Below are 15,137 nucleotides of genomic sequence, written 5' to 3'. Positions count from 1 at the left end.
GATAGGGTTCGGCATGCCGAACCCCTTTTTGCTTGGTAACACAAGGAATTGTCATGGTCGAAGAAGAGCAGCAGCGCCCCGATCCCGATAGCCTGCTGGCGCTGGCCAATGAAAAGCCGCGCGGCCGGTTGAAGGTATTCTTCGGCGCCTGCGCCGGCGTGGGCAAAACCTACGCCATGCTGCAGGAGGCCCAGCGTTTGCGCGCTCAGGGGCTGGACGTGCTGGTCGGCGTGGTGGAAACCCACGGCCGCAGCGAGACCGCCGCCCTGCTCGACGGCCTGTCGCTGCTGCCGCAAAAACGCATCCAGCATCGCGGCCGGCTGGTGCATGAATTCGATCTCGACGCCGCGCTGGCGCGCCACCCGGCGCTGGTGCTGATGGACGAACTGGCGCACAGCAACGCCCAGGGTTCGCGCCACCCCAAACGCTGGCAGGATGTGGAAGAGCTGCTGGACGCCGGCATCGACGTGCTGACTACCGTCAACGTGCAGCATCTGGAAAGCCTGAACGACGTTGTGGGCGGCGTGACCGGCGTGCGGGTGCGCGAAACGGTGCCCGACCACGTGTTTGACGAAGCCGCCGAAGTGGTGCTGGTCGATCTGCCGCCGGACGATCTGCGCCGGCGGCTGCACGAAGGCAAAGTGTATATTCCCGGTCAGGCCGAGCGCGCCATCGAGCACTTCTTTCGCAAAGGCAACCTGATCGCCCTGCGCGAGCTGGCGCTGCGCCGCACCGCCGATCGGGTCGATGATCAGATGCGCGAGTTTCGCGATACCCAGGGGCGCGAGAAAGTGTGGCATACCCGCGACAGCATTCTGCTGTGCGTCGGCCACAACAGCGGCAACGAAAAGCTGGTGCGCATCGCCGCCCGGCTGGCGGCGCGGCTTGGCTGCCACTGGCATGCGGTCTATGTGGAAACCCCCAAGCTGCACCGGCTGCCGGAAAACCAGCGCCGCGCCATTCTGCGCGCGCTGCGGCTGGCGCAGGAGCTGGGGGCAGAAACCGCCACCCTGGCCGATCCGTCCGAAGAGCGCGCGGTGCTGCGCTACGCCCGCGAGCATAACCTCGGCAAAATCATCATCGGCCGCCGCAGCGAACAGCGCTGGAAGCTGCGCGGCAGCTTCGCCGATCGCCTCGGCCGGCTGGGCCCGGATCTCGATCTGGTGATCGTGGCGCTGGAGAACGACGCCGCGCAGCCGCCGCCGGGTAAGGAGCACGACGGCCGCAGCTTCAATGAGAAATGGCGCATGCAGCTGCGCGGCTGCGCGGTGGCGGTGGCGCTGTGCGCGCTGATCACCCTGCTCTCGCAGTGGCTGCTGCCGGGCTTCGATCAGGCCAACCTGGTGATGATCTATCTGCTCGGCGTGGCGATCGTCGCGCTGTTCTTCGGCCGCTGGCCGTCGGTGCTGGCGGCGGTGATCAACGTCGCCAGCTTCGATCTGTTCTTCGTCCAGCCCGAATGGTCGTTCGCCGTCAGCGATATGCAGTATCTGCTGACCTTCGGCGTAATGCTCGCCGTCGGCATCATCATCGGCAACCTGACCGCCGGGGTGCGTTATCAGGCCCGGGTGGCGCGCTACCGCGAGCAGCGGGCGCGTCACCTGTACGAAATGTCGCGCGGGCTGAGCCGCGCGCTGACCGTGGCCGACATCGCCAACACCAGCCGCCACTTCCTCTCCAGCAGTTTCCAGGCGAAAACCGTGCTGCTGCTGCCGCAGGAGGACGGCCGCCTGCAACAGATGGTCGGCGAGGAAGGCGGGCTGCTGTCGGTAGATGAAGCCATCGCGCGCTGGAGCTTCGACAAAGGCCTGCCGGCCGGCGCCGGCACCGACACCCTGCCCGGCGTGCCTTACCAGCTGCTGCCGCTCAATACCCCCAAGCAGACCTTCGGCCTGCTGGCGATCGAGCCCAACAACCTGCGCCAGCTGATGGTGCCGGAACAGCAGCGGCTGCTGCAGACCTTCGCGGTGCTTATCGCCAGCGCACTGGAGCGGCTGCACCTGGCGCGCAGCGCCGAAGAAGCCAAGCTGGACGCCGAGCGCGAACAGCTGCGCAACTCGCTGCTGGCGGCGCTGTCGCACGATCTGCGCACGCCGCTGACCGTGCTGTTCGGCCAGGCGGAAATCCTCACGCTGGACCTGGCGGCCGAAGGCTCCAATCACGCCACCCAGGCCAGCCAGATCCGCCAGCAGGTGCTGAGCACCACCCGGCTGGTGAACAACCTGCTGGATATGGCGCGCATCCAGTCCGGCGGTTTCAGCCTGCGCAAAGAGTGGCAGTCGCTGGAAGAGATCGTCGGCGCCTCGCTGCACATGCTGGAGCCGCTGCTCAGCCAGCATCCGATCGTGGTCGAGCTGCCGCCGGAACAGATCCTGGTCAACTGCGACGGCAGCCTGCTGGAACGGGTGTTCACCAACCTGTTGGAAAACGCCAATAAATACGCCGGCGCCGAGGCCACCATCGGCATTCGCGCCCGCACGCTGCCCGAGTGGCTGGAAGTCGAGGTCTGGGATAACGGCCCCGGCATCCCCGCCGATCAGCTGCAGCTGATTTTCGACAAGTTTTCACGCGGCAATAAAGAGTCGGCGATCCCCGGCGTCGGCTTGGGGTTAGCGATTTGCCGTGCCATTATTGAAGTGCATGATGGCCGCATCTGGGCGGAAAACGGCGCCAACGGCGGCGCCAGCTTCCGCTTCGTGCTGCCGCTGGAAAAACCGCCCGAGATCGACGGTGACGCCTTCGATCTGTAATCAACGCAGGGGAAACGTGAGCATAACGCCAACCAACATTCTGATTGTTGAAGATGAAAAAGAGATCCGCCGCTTCGTGCGCACCGCGCTGGAGAGCGAAGGCCTGCGGGTGTTTGAAAGTGAAACGCTGCAGCGCGGGCTGATTGAAGCCGGCACGCGCAAACCGGATCTGATCATCCTTGATTTGGGGTTGCCGGATGGCGACGGGCTGAGCTACATCCGCGATCTGCGGCAGTGGAGCGCCATTCCGGTGATCGTGCTGTCGGCACGCAACGCCGAGGAGGACAAGATCGCCGCGCTGGACGCCGGCGCCGACGACTACCTCAGCAAGCCATTCGGCATCGGCGAGCTGCTGGCGCGGGTGCGGGTCGCGCTGCGCCGCCACTCCGCCAGCCAGCAGGAAAGCCCGCTGGTGAGTTTTTCAGCGATCACCGTCGATCTGGTGAATCGCCGGGTGCTGCGCAACGACGAAGACCTGCACCTGACGCCGATCGAGTTTCGCCTGCTGGCGGAACTGCTGGCCAACGCCGGCAAGGTGATCACCCAACGTCAGCTGTTGAGCCACGTCTGGGGGCCGAACTACGTGGAGCACAGCCACTACCTGCGCATCTACATGGGCCATCTGCGGCAGAAGCTGGAAGCCGATCCGGCCCGGCCCAAACACCTGCTGACCGAAACCGGCGTCGGCTACCGCTTCATGCCTTAACCCCGGCGGGCGCGGTGTGCCGCGCCTTTACGCCGCCGGGCCTTTCTTCAATCCGACCATAAATTCCTTAAACGCATCGCGCAGCGGAGCGAACACCGGGTGTTTGCGGTTTTCGATCATCACTTCGGAGAACAGCTTCAAGCCTACGGCGAAGGCCGCGCTCTGCTCGGGGCCGAAGTTCAGATCGTCACGCGCCCGGATGCGCTCGACGATCTCGAGAATATCGTCGTGGTTGGTCACTTCAAAACTCAGCGGCGCTTTCTCGACGGGATTGCCCTGGCGATCGCTCAGGGCTTCAACGGTAATAGTAAAACGGTGGCCGGGCATCAGTTCTTCTCCTGCTGCGTGGGTTGAATATGCATTTCGCTTTCGATCGCCGCCACGGCGGTCAGCAACGCGGCGTTGATGCGCTCCACCTGCTGCGGCGTAAGATCGGCGCGCATCACGTTGCCGCGCAGCAGGCTGCGCAGGCGGTTCATGGCGTCGTAGATGCCTTCCGCCAGGTTGCCGTGCCGATGATGCTCGCGGCCGGCGCCCGCCAGGCGCGCCAGAATGACGTCAACCGCCTGTTGATGCTTTTGCAGCTCGCCCTCGCCCGCCGCGGTGATGCGGTAGCTTTTGCGGCCGTTGCCGGTGGTGAGCGGCTCAAGGAAATCCTGCTCTTCCAGCAGCGTCAGCGTGGGGTAAATCACCCCCGGGCTCGGCACGTACAGGCCGGAAGAGGCTTCCTCAATCGCCTTGATCAGCTCATAGCCGTGGCTGGGCTTGCGCGCCACCAGCGCCAGCAGCACCAGGCGCAGATCGCCGTGTTCGAACAGACGATGACGCCCGCCCCGGCCGCCGCGCCCACCCCGGCCGTGCTCTTCGCCGTCGCCGCCGAAATGATGGCGCCCGCCGCGATGACGGCGGCCCTCTTCACATTCATGATGGTGATGCCGGTGTAAACCTAATCGATGAAACATAGGGTGATACCTCGCTTTAACAGTGAACATCAATACGAGGTTGTTTAGATATATCTAAACAGCGTCGATAACGCTAATCTAGATCGATATATCTAAATGCGCAAGCGCGCACCGATAAAAAGATATATCTAAATTGCAGGCATAAAAAAAGCGCTGTAAAAACAGCGCTTTTTATCAATCAGGGAAAGTGATTACTTGGCGGAAGCCAGCACTTCGCTGACGATTTCGACCGCTTCATGCTCAATCTTCTCGCGGTGTTCCGCGCCGAGGAAGCTCTCGCAATAGATCTTGTAAGCCTCTTCGGTACCGGAAGGACGGGCCGCGAACCAGCCGTTGTCGGTCATCACTTTCAGCCCGCCGATCGAGGCGCCGTTACCCGGCGCCGCGGTCAAACGTGCGGTGATCGGATCCCCGCCCAGCGTACTGGCCTTGACCATCTCCGGCGACAGCTTGGACAGCGCCGCTTTCTGCGCATGGGTTGCCGGCGCCTGGATGCGGTTATAGCTCGGCGCACCGAAACGCTTGGCCAGATCGTCATAGTGATGCTGCGGGTTCTCACCGGTTACCGCGGTGATTTCAGCCGCCAGCAGGCACATGATGATGCCGTCTTTGTCCGTCGACCACGGCTGGCCGTTGAAGCGCAGGAACGAAGCCCCGGCGCTCTCTTCGCCGCCGAAGCCCAGGCTGCCGTCGAACAGGCCGTCCACAAACCATTTGAAACCGACCGGCACTTCCACCAGCTTGCGGCCCAGGTCGGCCACCACGCGGTCGATCATCGCGCTGGACACCAGCGTTTTACCGACTGCGACATCGGCGCCCCACTGCGGGCGATGTTGGAACAGGTAGTTGATGGCTACCGCCAGATAGTGGTTCGGGTTCATCAGGCCTTTCGGCGTGACAATGCCGTGGCGGTCGTAATCCGGATCGTTGGCGAACGCCAGATCGAATTTGTCGCGCAGCGCCAGCAGGCCGGCCATCGCCGACTCGGACGAGCAGTCCATGCGGATGATGCCGTCGTGATCCAGGTGCATGAAGCGGAAGGTCTGATCGATGGAATCGTTCACCAGCGTCAGATCCAGCTTGTAGTGTTCCGCCACGCGCTGCCAATAGGCGATGCCGGAGCCGCCGAGCGGATCCACGCCCAGCTTCAGGCCGGCGCGTTGAATGGCCGGCATGTCGACCACCTCAACCAGGCCTTCGACATAAGGCTGCACCAGGTCTTTGGCGTGCAGGTGGCCACTGTTCCAGGCCTTGTCCAGCGACTGGCGCTGAACGCCTTTCAGCTGCTGCGCCAGCAGTTCGTTGGCGCGCTTCTCGATCACCGACGTCAGGTTGGTGTCAGCCGGGCCGCCGTTCGGCGGATTGTATTTGATGCCGCCGTCTTCCGGCGGGTTGTGGGACGGCGTAATGACGATGCCGTCGGCCTGCGCGCCGCCGCGGCGGTTGTGGCACAGAATGGCGTGCGATACCGCCGGCGTTGGCGTGAAACCGTTATTTTCCTGCACGATCACATCGACGCCGTTGGCGGTCAGCACTTCCAGCACGGAAATGAAGGCCGGCTCAGACAGCGCATGGGTGTCTTTGCCCACGTAGCACGGGCCGGTGGTGCCCTGCTGATGACGAACTTCGGCGATCGCCTGAGCGATGGCGAGGATGTGCGCTTCGTTGAAGCTGTGGCGCTGCGCGCTGCCGCGGTGGCCGGAGGTGCCAAACTTCACCGCGTGTGCGGCATTGCCGGCTTCAGGTTGCAGCACATAGTACTGCGACGTCAGCTGGGCTACGTTGATCAGATCGCTTTGGCGGGCGGGCTGCCCGGCACGTGGATTATTCGCCATCGACATATCTCCCTCATCCCTGTCGGTGACCGGGCAATACGTCGCGCACGGCCAGCATGACGGGCTGTTCGCTAAATTAGACGGTACCGCAAACTTTCTCGATCAGTTCCGCCGGGAACTGCATCGCCTGCATGATGTGTTCGATCATGCTGCGTTTGCGGCCGGTATTGGTATTGGTGATCACCCAGTAAGGGGTGCCCGGTACATGCTTCGGCTTGGTATGCGTGCCGTTGGCCAGCAGGGTCTGCTGATCGCCGGCGAAATAGGTGCGGGTACGGCCGGTCAACGCCTCTGTGGCGGCGGCGAAACCGGCGGCATCGAGGGTGTACAGCGTGGACAGCACCAGCATGAAACGGTTGACCGCTTTGTTCTGCTCGGCGTATTCATCCGATAACAGCAGCTCACGCATGGCGCGCACGCGATCGCGCGGACGCTGCGCCGGCGCCGCTTTTTCCAGCTCGACGGACTGCGGGGCACTGGCGGCAGGCAACGCGCGCACCGGCTGCCCGGCGGTGAATTTCAACATGCGGCGTAAAATATCGGACGCGCTTTCACCGATGTGTTGCGTGTGGCTGGCAATATAACGGTAAAGCTCTTCGTCGACTTCAATAGTTTTCATCTTTATCCAATACTGTTTTTTCTACTTAGAACCTGAAGCCAGATCCTGCATTCAAGCCATGGGATTATAAGGTTAAAAGCGCTGGGGCGAACACAACAATGTGCCTCCGGACGGCAAATGCAGACTAATACCTATAGCCGGCACTGCCAAGCCCGCGCCGCGAAAATTCCGCATGATTCATCGTGCGATTCAATCATGATACCCTAATCTGAATCTCTCTCAGTATGAACTTCGCCATGAAATTACATTATCAACTGCTGGCCGCCGAGTCAGACGCGCTGCCTGTGCTGCTGATCCACGGGCTGTTCGGCAATCTGGACAACCTGGGCGTGCTGGCGCGCGATCTGCATAAACAGCACACGGTGATCAAGGTCGATCTGCGCAATCACGGCCTCTCCCCGCGCGCCGACGACATGAACTATCCCGCCATGGCACAGGATCTGCTGGCGCTGCTCGACGAACTGCAGCTGGAGAAAGCGATCGTCATCGGCCATTCGATGGGCGGCAAAGCGGCGATGGCGCTGACCGCCATCGCGCCCGAGCGCGTCGCCAAGCTGATCGTTATCGACGTCGCGCCGGTGGATTACCAGACCCGCCGCCACGACGAGATTTTCGCCGCGCTGAAGGCCGTCAGCGCCGCCGGCATCACCCAGCGCCAGGCGGCCGCCGAGCTGATGCGCGACTACCTGCAGGAAGAAGGCGTGATCCAGTTCCTGCTGAAGTCATTCCACAACGGCGAATGGCGCTTCAACCTGCCGGTGCTGATCGCACGCTACGAAGACATCACCGGCTGGCAGGAAGTCCCGGCCTGGCCGCACCCGACCCTGTTCATTCGCGGCGGCCTGTCGCCGTACGTGCAGGACAGTTACCGTGCGGACATCGCCCGCCAGTTCCCGCAGGCCCGCGCGCACGTCGTCGCCGGCACCGGCCATTGGGTGCACGCCGAAAAACCGGAAGCGGTGCTGCGCGCCATCCACCGTTTCCTCGACGAAGCCTGAAAAACACGCTTTTCTGGCGAAAAAACGCGCTAAAGATAACGGCTTAGCGCGTTTAGCCCGCAGTTAGGCATTGTCGCCGCTCCATCTGCTGGGGTAATATGGCGCGCTATAATTTTGCCGCCGCGCCAGCGCGTTCGCGAACGCCGGTTCGGGGGTGAATTTGGGTTAGGGTTTATTGGCCCGAAGTGTGTTAACCGATGCCTCCGGAAGCGTGCGAGCGCTTTTTGATGCAAACTCCCTTGCAGTACCGCTACCTATGGCAAAAGAACAAACGGATCGCACGACGCTGGATCTGTTCGCAGATGAACGCCGTCCGGGGCGCCCGAAAACCAACCCGCTCTCCCGCGATGAACAGCTTAGAATCAATAAGCGCAATCAGTTACGGCGCGATAAAGTGCGTGGATTGCGGCGCGTAGAGCTGAAAATCAACGCGGATGCGGTGGACGCCCTGAACAAACTGGCGGAACAGCGCAACATCAGCCGCAGCGAACTCATCGAGCAGATGCTGTTGGCGCAACTGGCGGAAGAACAGCCGGAACATTGATCTCTTCGGCCGCACGCGCGGCGCGGCGTTAAGGACAACGCCGGATCGACCACGCTTTTCTTCATTCTCCGGCATCGCATAAATGCGATAAAACCCCGGCGCCACTTTCTGGCATGATACGCATTTACCGGCTAGAGACTGCGCCTGTCGGCGCCCGCCCCGGAGGCGAAAGGCTCTTGCCATGGCATCATTTTAATCGGCGTCAGCGGCGGCAGTGCCGGCGTCGAGTAATGCAATTACTTGAATTTAAAGGTTATACGCGATATGGCTACTGTAGGCATTTTCTTTGGCAGCGACACTGGCAATACCGAAAACATTGCCAAAATGATCCAGAAAATTCTCCAGAAACAGTTTGGCGACGACGTCTCTGAAGTGCATGACATCGCTAAAAGCAGCAAAGAAGACCTGGAAGGGTTCGATATCCTGCTGCTGGGTATCCCGACCTGGTACTACGGTGAAGCACAGTGTGACTGGGATGATTTCTTCCCGACGCTGGAAGAAGTCGACTTCAACGGCAAACTGGTGGCGCTGTTCGGCTGCGGCGACCAGGAAGACTACGCGGAATACTTCTGTGACGCGATGGGCACCATCCGCGACATCATCGAACCGCGCGGCGCGGCCATCGTGGGCCACTGGCCGACCAAAGGCTACCACTTCGAGGCCTCCAAAGGCCTGGCGGACGACGATCACTTCATCGGTTTGGCGATCGACGAAGACCGCCAGCCGGAGCTGACCAACGAGCGCGTGGACGCCTGGGTCAAACAGATCGTCGAAGAGCTGAGCCTGGCCGATATCGTCGGCTAAGCCCCGGCACTGGCGAAAGGTTGAACAAAGGCCCTGTAAAGTGCATAGTGTGCCCACAGGGCCGTCATCGGCAGCAGGGATTGCTGCGATAGAAGCTACAGATTTGTAACTTCCCACCCCGTCACGGTAGACTGAGATATCGGTTTATCCCATCCATCAAGGCGTTGCATGCAAAACATGCAATAGTGCAATTATATCTTTGTTAACAACCGGCGGTTTCTATTTAGTACAACCGGTTCTATAATGAGACGCATTAACTCTTTGTGCCGACCGATGCCACAGGCGAGTACGCCTCAACTTGATTAGCATAGTAACAGGACTGAATTCGCATGACCGACAACAACATCGCACTGAAGAAGGCCGGCTTAAAAGTCACGCTTCCGCGACTCAAAATCCTGGAAGTACTGCAAAATCCGGAATGCCATCACGTCAGTGCGGAAGATTTGTACAAAAAACTGATTGATATGGGCGAAGAGATCGGGCTGGCAACGGTTTATCGCGTACTGAACCAGTTTGACGATGCGGGCATTGTGACACGTCACAATTTCGAAGGCGGCAAGTCCGTGTTCGAGCTGACCCAACAGCATCACCACGATCACCTGATTTGCCTGGACTGCGGCAAAGTGATTGAATTCAGCGACGAATCCATCGAAGTTCGCCAGCGTGATATCGCCAAGCAGCACGGCATCAAGCTCACCAACCACAGCCTGTACCTGTACGGCCACTGCGAAACCGGTGACTGTCGTGAAGACGAAACGCTGCACGACAAGAAATAAGCCTGACCGGCTATGAAAAACCGCCTCACACCGAGGCGGTTTTTTTATGCCCGCCGTGCAACGGGCAAAAAAATCCCCGGACAAGCCGGGGAAAATCATGTCATGAAATATCACAATTGCAGCGGCACTGCGACTCCACGTACTACTCTCACTTCAACGTCCGCCCCGCGCCGACACGCGCGAAGGCAGACGCATTCCCCCTTCGTTATACGGCCTGCCGCCGGGCAGCAGGCCGTTGCACCGGGCTTAAACCTTCTCGGCGCGGCTGTAGCGTTTACCGTCCGGGCTGACCGAACGCACCTGAACGTCACCGGAAACCGCCGGTTTGGCCTTGGCGTCATAGCGCTGCCACTGCTTGCCGCCGTCGGTGGAATACTCGATGCCCAATCCCGGCAGCGCGATATTCGCCTCCAGCTTGCCGCCCGCTACGCGCGCGCCCGGCACCGGCAGACGGTAAGCGACGCCGCCTTTGTCCAGCTTGGCCAGTTCACGCTGGCCCAGAATATTGGCGAAGCGCAGCCAGTCTTTCTCCAGCGCCTTGGTATCGACAAAGTGGGTTTCCCCGCCTTTGTATTCGCGGCCGGCGCGATAGTCCTGCTCCCAACCGGCGCGGTGCCAGGCGCGTTCCGCCACCGACAGCGCGCGTGGGAAGATCATGTATTCCATCTGCGGATCGGTGCGCTGAGTTTCGCTCCACAGCTGAGCGGACAGCCCGTAGGCACCCGGCCACGGCTTGTCGCTCTTGGCGCTGAAGGGGTTGCCGTCGCGGTCGACCGAGGTTTCCGCGTTCTGCGGCATGTTGTCCGGCGCAAAGCTGAACACCTTGCGCTCGTCGCTGAAGCGGGTGCCCCAGTAGTAACCGCGCTCGTCCGGGTTCACCTCGTAAGGGAAGTCCATATAGACATAGTCCGGGTTGGAAACCACCACTTCATACCCTTTGTTGGCCCAGTCGTTGACGCTATCGAAACCGCCCCAGTACAGGGTATCCCAGAAGTTGACGCCCACGCGCGAGGTGGCGAACGCCTTCGCGCTCTCGGCGTCTTTCAGGCCGTCCTGCCAGGCCTGCATTCTGTCGATGCCGTGCGCCTTCACCAGCTTGCTGACCTCTTGGCCGAAGTAGCTCGGCAGGTGCTCCATGTCGGCCACCTTGCCTTCTTTGATCATCGTCTGGCACACCTGCGACTTGGCCCACGGCTTGTCTTCGTTGCTCTGATCGATGATGCCTTTGCCCGGCTCCGGTTTCGCCTTGTCGGTATAGCCGGCGCCCAGGCGAATGTTTTTCGCTTCGTCGCCGCCGAAGTGCCAGGTCTTGATCGGCTGGCCGGCTTCTTTATGCATCTGGGCGATTTCGCCGATCACCTTGTCGACAAAGCGCTGGGAAGAGTCCAGGCACGGGTTCAGGTAGCTCTGGCGGTTAAAGAACTGCACGGAGGTGGTGTTGGAGGTATCGGTCGGATCCACCAGGCGGAATTCGTTGGCCTCCTGCTCTTTCCCGGCGGCATGCAGCTTTTTATAGCGCGCTTCCATCGAGACCACCGCGGCGCGGGCGTGCGCCGGCATGTCGATCTCCGGGATCACTTCAATCTGGCGCGCCTGGGCGTATTTGATGATGTCGATATAGTCCTGACGGCTGAAGAAGCCGCCGTAGACGTCCGGCCCCTGGCCGTACTGCGGCAGCAGGCAGGTGGTTTCGCTCAGATCGTGGCAGCGCTGGCCGCCGACTTCCGTCAGCTCAGGCAAACCGGGGATCTCGATGCGCCAGCCTTCGTCATCGCTCAGGTGGAAGTGGAATTTGTTGAGCTTGTAGGCCGCCATCTGATCCAGCAGGCGCAGCACCGCGTCCTTCTTATGGAAGTTGCGCGCCACGTCGAGGAAAATGCCGCGATACTCGAAGCGCGGTGCATCGCTGGCGTCCAGCGTGGCGATCTTGCCGCTGCCGTCGCTCGGCACTAACGACAGGATCGACTGCAGCCCGTAGAACACCCCGGCCTGATCGAAACCGATCACTCGCGCCTCTTTCTTGCCGATTTTCAACTCATAGGCGCCTGACACCGCCATCGCGCCTTTAAACTTGCCCGGCTGAATGTCGGTCTTGATCGGATAGCCGTTGGCCTGAACCGGCACGCCCAGCAGCGCAAAGCGCTGGTTGACGGCGTCCGCCGCCGGCTTGACCAGCGTGCTCAGATCCGGTGCCACGCCGTTACGCAGATCGGCATCCTGCGCGTGCACTTTCACCTGCATCGGCGTCGGCACGATCTGGCCGCGCAGCGCGCCGGCAGGCAGCGTCTGCAGATCGGCATTGCTGACAAAGCGCGAAGCCGGCGTCATCAGAATATTTTTGTCGTCCTTGGTGCGCTTCCACTGGTCGCCGGTGAACGGCGCCACGAACTGATCCAGGTTTTCGGTGTCGGTATTCGCCAGCATTTTCGGCTTGGCGTCGCCGGACGTGGCATACCAGCGCGGCAGGAAGTCGTTTCTGAACAGCTGCCAGTATTCGGCCACCACCGGGATTTCCACCGCCTTACCGGCCGGGAAACCGCTGAATTTGACGGTCGGCTCCAGCTTGTACAGATCGCCGGTGAGGTGAGCTATCTTGAACTGGTCGTTGTCCACCCGCAGGGTCTGGCGCGGGCTGTGGAAATAGATGATCCAGTCTTTGCCGTCGATCGCCTGGCCGTCGTTGCTGAGGGTGAACAACACCCGGTTGCAAGAGGCCCAGTCGGCGCCCAGCGCCGCGCAATCCACGCCGTTTTCGCCGGCGCGGTTATCCAGCATTTTCACGTTCAGCTTCAGCTGACTCAGTTGATCCACCAGCTGTTGATCGGCCATGGCGTTTCCCATGCCGCCCAGGAATCCCATCGTTGCCGTCAAAGCGGCTAATGCGCTCAGTTTGAATGCGTTCATATTCTTGTCCTTCTTAATTATTGTTATCGCGAATTTCTTGCCACAGCTTGCCGCACTTGGCGTCGTAAGCCTGACCGTTGCCGCTGTGAACCGCCATAATGCAGTTCTGATAATCCATCACCCGCACCGTTTCCTGCGCGGCGAACTGCTGGTGCTGCTTCTCTTGCTTCAGCACGTTCAGCACCGCCTTGCAGGGCTGCAGACGCTCCGGCGAACCTTCGGCGGTGTTGATGCAGGCGCTGTAAGCCTGCTTCAATTTGGCGTCTTCCGGCGGCGCGGCGGGTTGCGCGCAGGCGCTCAAGGCCGCGGCGGCCGCCAACATCAGCATGATTTTTTTCATCGTTGAATTCCCTTAACTGCCCCCGGCGGCGAGGCCGGGGAACGCATCAGAAGATGGTGAATGGCGCGATGACCATGAACTTGACGTCTTTCTCGTCCTGGAAGATGTTGCCGTAACCGCCGCCCCAGCTCGGGATGTTGGTGTGGTTGTCATACTGGGTGTAGTGCAGCTTGATCAGCGTGCCCTTGGCGCGCCCTTCCTGGATGGTGTACATCGCGTCCAGGCTCCAGGCGCTCTCTTTCAGGCGCTGGCTCTGATCGTAGATCGGGTTGGTGCTCGGCTTGGCGTCCCAGGCGTAAACGTAGGAGCCGCCGACCGCCATGCCCGGCAGGTTCCAGTTGCTGAGGTCATACATCACGCCGGCGTACACCGCTTTCTCGCCGTTGGCGTTAAAGTCGGAGCGGTTGTCCCACCACACGTCCAGGCGGCCGTTGGATGAGGCGTAGGTTGGGGTCATGCGCTGCAGGAAGAAGCCCTGGTTGCCTTCCGCCTTGACCATGGTGCCTTCCAGACGCCAGTTGAACTGCCCGGTGGTGTAACCGAAGGTCAGCGCCTGCAGCCAGGCCAGGCCGTCGTAGATGCTGTTTGGATCGTTCTTGTCGCTGATGCGGTCTTCCGCACCGTAGAACTGGTAACTGGTGGTCAGCGGGTTGCCCAGCAGATCGAATTTGTAAGACGCTTTAGTGAAGTATTGATTCACGTATCCCTGCGCCTGGCCGAAGGCGGCTTCCAGCACCAGATCGTTTTTGAAATCGTATTTGGCGCCCAGCGAGTGCAGGTAGGAGACGCGGGTTTTCCTGTCGTTCTGGCGGAAGTCGTCCACCTCGATATGCCACGGCGCCTTGTATTTGTCAGCCCACATGTAGGAGAAGCTCAACGCGCCGGCATCGCCGTAGTCGAACTTGGCGCCGGCTTCGGCCCCCTGATAGGTGCCCGGCATAAAGCTCCAGTGCGGCGCCAGCAGGGTTTGGCCGCTCGGCTGAATATAGCCGGCGCGCGCCCAGACCGGGCCGTATTTGAATTTGGCGGCGGCTTTGTACAGGCTGATGCCGCCCTTGTCACCGGAATAGTCTTCGTCGTAGGTCCGGTTTTTCGAGGAAAACGCGATCTCGTTCGGGTGGCCGCTGGCGCTGGATTCCGCCAGCTCGATGGCGGTGAAGGCACCGACGTCCAGACCGAACATATCCCAGGCGTAGCCCGAAGCGAAATCCAGGCTCAGGTTGGCGGTGGAGTGCGACAGGTTGGTGGTATATTGGTTGTAATCCTTGCTGTCCGGATTGAGATCTTTACGGTCGCGCTCACGTTGCCAGTAATAGATGCCGCCGGTCAGCGTGGAATCATCGATAAACCCTGCGGCTTTCGCCTCAGGCGCCATGGCAAACCCTGTTCCCAACAGCGCGCCCGCGACTGCGAGCGCCAGCGTTTTACGCTGAGCACCGTGCGTACCCATATTGAAATTCCTCTTTGACTTAACTTAAAAGTTGCAGCCGCCTGTGTTCACCACTGCCCTGCACGACTGCCAATAAAAAACCCGAACGGGTAAAAAATATTGCCGACGAGATGTTATTCCCACAGCACTAATTGCTACAGACAGACTATTTTTCGCGACGCGAATTATCAAATGAAAAATGCGGGAGATTTGTCAAAGTATGACAAGGAGCACATATCAGTGAGATTTTGTTACGTCGGTGATCATGGAAGGTGTCGAATAAAAAATTCAATTAAATCAGAATAAATTGAGATACCAGGTCAACCAGAGACGATTAATGGTTTCAGCCTGACTAAATCCGTCAGTCAGGCGATAAAAATTGAAAGCGCTCTCTAAATGAAATTAATTCGCATCACGAATATATAAGCAAATATTAAGACTAACAAGGCCAATATCAGAAAGCTTATGGG

General features: G+C 60.4%; 13 protein-coding genes. 6 read left to right on the top strand and 7 right to left on the bottom strand.

Annotation, left to right across the window (positions count from 1 at the left end):
• Positions 1-53: 53 nt before the first annotated feature.
• Together kdpD and kdpE are read left to right on the top strand one after the other, a co-directional pair.
• The gene (kdpD, locus tag ACJ8IM_RS05440; RefSeq protein ID WP_033637459.1) at positions 54-2,750 is read left to right on the top strand and encodes a two-component system sensor histidine kinase KdpD; all 2,697 of its coding nucleotides are present in this window, start codon (positions 54-56) and stop codon (positions 2,748-2,750) included.
• A 16-nt stretch (positions 2,751-2,766) separates the two neighbouring features.
• On the top strand, positions 2,767-3,456 hold the full coding sequence (gene kdpE / locus ACJ8IM_RS05435) for a two-component system response regulator KdpE (RefSeq protein ID WP_033637458.1): 690 nt from the start codon (positions 2,767-2,769) through the stop codon (positions 3,454-3,456).
• A gap of 27 nt (positions 3,457-3,483) precedes the next feature.
• Here the strand turns inward: kdpE and ACJ8IM_RS05430 are convergent, their stop codons facing one another.
• The 4 genes from ACJ8IM_RS05430 to seqA all read right to left on the bottom strand — a co-directional run bounded on the left by ACJ8IM_RS05430 (position 3,484) and on the right by seqA (position 6,872).
• Positions 3,484-3,783 carry a DUF3861 domain-containing protein gene (locus tag ACJ8IM_RS05430; protein WP_033655173.1) on the bottom strand — a complete coding sequence of 100 codons (300 nt, stop codon included), beginning with the start codon at positions 3,781-3,783 and terminating at the stop codon, positions 3,484-3,486.
• The gene (locus tag ACJ8IM_RS05425) at positions 3,783-4,418 is read right to left on the bottom strand and encodes a PadR family transcriptional regulator (protein WP_033637455.1); all 636 of its coding nucleotides are present in this window, start codon (positions 4,416-4,418) and stop codon (positions 3,783-3,785) included. The genes ACJ8IM_RS05430 and ACJ8IM_RS05425 overlap by 1 nt, the downstream gene beginning before the upstream one ends.
• 191 nt (positions 4,419-4,609) lie before the next feature.
• The gene (gene pgm, locus ACJ8IM_RS05420) at positions 4,610-6,253 is read right to left on the bottom strand and encodes a phosphoglucomutase (alpha-D-glucose-1,6-bisphosphate-dependent) (protein WP_033638690.1); all 1,644 of its coding nucleotides are present in this window, start codon (positions 6,251-6,253) and stop codon (positions 4,610-4,612) included.
• 76 nt (positions 6,254-6,329) lie between these two features.
• Entirely contained in the window at positions 6,330-6,872 is a 543-nt protein-coding gene (gene seqA / locus ACJ8IM_RS05415; RefSeq protein ID WP_033637454.1) for a replication initiation negative regulator SeqA, read from the bottom strand.
• A gap of 224 nt (positions 6,873-7,096) precedes the next feature.
• Here seqA and ybfF point away from each other — a divergent pair, with 224 nt between their 5' ends.
• The 4 genes from ybfF to fur all read left to right on the top strand — a co-directional run bounded on the left by ybfF (position 7,097) and on the right by fur (position 9,994).
• Positions 7,097-7,870 carry an esterase gene (gene ybfF, locus ACJ8IM_RS05410; RefSeq protein ID WP_079656284.1) on the top strand — a complete coding sequence of 258 codons (774 nt, stop codon included), beginning with the start codon at positions 7,097-7,099 and terminating at the stop codon, positions 7,868-7,870.
• A gap of 256 nt (positions 7,871-8,126) precedes the next feature.
• On the top strand, positions 8,127-8,414 hold the full coding sequence (gene ybfE, locus ACJ8IM_RS05405; RefSeq protein WP_004939936.1) for a LexA regulated protein: 288 nt from the start codon (positions 8,127-8,129) through the stop codon (positions 8,412-8,414).
• A gap of 264 nt (positions 8,415-8,678) precedes the next feature.
• On the top strand, positions 8,679-9,218 hold the full coding sequence (gene fldA / locus ACJ8IM_RS05400; protein WP_025301862.1) for a flavodoxin FldA: 540 nt from the start codon (positions 8,679-8,681) through the stop codon (positions 9,216-9,218).
• A gap of 329 nt (positions 9,219-9,547) precedes the next feature.
• Entirely contained in the window at positions 9,548-9,994 is a 447-nt protein-coding gene (gene fur / locus ACJ8IM_RS05395; protein ID WP_019454058.1) for a ferric iron uptake transcriptional regulator, read from the top strand.
• A 246-nt stretch (positions 9,995-10,240) separates the two neighbouring features.
• Here the strand turns inward: fur and ACJ8IM_RS05390 are convergent, their stop codons facing one another.
• Genes ACJ8IM_RS05390 through chiP form a run of 3 tightly spaced genes read right to left on the bottom strand, consistent with a single transcriptional unit; the run spans position 10,241 to position 14,688 of the window.
• Positions 10,241-12,898, bottom strand: a complete 2,658-nt coding sequence (locus tag ACJ8IM_RS05390; RefSeq protein ID WP_033655305.1) for a beta-N-acetylhexosaminidase — start codon at positions 12,896-12,898, stop codon at positions 10,241-10,243.
• A 13-nt stretch (positions 12,899-12,911) separates the two neighbouring features.
• Positions 12,912-13,238 carry a ChiQ/YbfN family lipoprotein gene (gene chiQ / locus ACJ8IM_RS05385; protein WP_004939944.1) on the bottom strand — a complete coding sequence of 109 codons (327 nt, stop codon included), beginning with the start codon at positions 13,236-13,238 and terminating at the stop codon, positions 12,912-12,914.
• A 46-nt stretch (positions 13,239-13,284) separates the two neighbouring features.
• The gene (gene chiP / locus ACJ8IM_RS05380) at positions 13,285-14,688 is read right to left on the bottom strand and encodes a chitoporin ChiP (protein ID WP_033655304.1); all 1,404 of its coding nucleotides are present in this window, start codon (positions 14,686-14,688) and stop codon (positions 13,285-13,287) included.
• Positions 14,689-15,137: the final 449 nt, after the last annotated feature.

Source organism: Serratia sp. CY33525 (genome assembly GCF_052169115.1).
GTDB classification, from domain to species: Bacteria; Pseudomonadota; Gammaproteobacteria; order Enterobacterales; family Enterobacteriaceae; genus Serratia; species Serratia sarumanii.
Note: the sequence above shows the minus strand (reverse complement) of the source record. Positions and strands in the feature narration are given on the sequence as shown.

Excerpts from the sequence above, each read along its gene's own strand:
- ACJ8IM_RS05390 (WP_033655305.1), bottom strand. The coding sequence starts at position 12,898 with ATGAACGCATTCAAACTGAGCGCATTAGCCGCTTTGACGGCAACGATG.
- pgm (WP_033638690.1), bottom strand. The coding sequence starts at position 6,253 with ATGGCGAATAATCCACGTGCCGGGCAGCCCGCCCGCCAAAGCGATCTG.
- kdpD (WP_033637459.1), top strand. The coding sequence starts at position 54 with ATGGTCGAAGAAGAGCAGCAGCGCCCCGATCCCGATAGCCTGCTGGCG.
- seqA (WP_033637454.1), bottom strand. The coding sequence starts at position 6,872 with ATGAAAACTATTGAAGTCGACGAAGAGCTTTACCGTTATATTGCCAGC.
- fur (WP_019454058.1), top strand. The coding sequence starts at position 9,548 with ATGACCGACAACAACATCGCACTGAAGAAGGCCGGCTTAAAAGTCACG.
- ybfE (WP_004939936.1), top strand. The coding sequence starts at position 8,127 with ATGGCAAAAGAACAAACGGATCGCACGACGCTGGATCTGTTCGCAGAT.
- ACJ8IM_RS05430 (WP_033655173.1), bottom strand. The coding sequence starts at position 3,783 with ATGCCCGGCCACCGTTTTACTATTACCGTTGAAGCCCTGAGCGATCGC.
- ACJ8IM_RS05425 (WP_033637455.1), bottom strand. The coding sequence starts at position 4,418 with ATGTTTCATCGATTAGGTTTACACCGGCATCACCATCATGAATGTGAA.
- chiP (WP_033655304.1), bottom strand. The coding sequence starts at position 14,688 with ATGGGTACGCACGGTGCTCAGCGTAAAACGCTGGCGCTCGCAGTCGCG.
- fldA (WP_025301862.1), top strand. The coding sequence starts at position 8,679 with ATGGCTACTGTAGGCATTTTCTTTGGCAGCGACACTGGCAATACCGAA.
- chiQ (WP_004939944.1), bottom strand. The coding sequence starts at position 13,238 with ATGAAAAAAATCATGCTGATGTTGGCGGCCGCCGCGGCCTTGAGCGCC.
- ybfF (WP_079656284.1), top strand. The coding sequence starts at position 7,097 with ATGAACTTCGCCATGAAATTACATTATCAACTGCTGGCCGCCGAGTCA.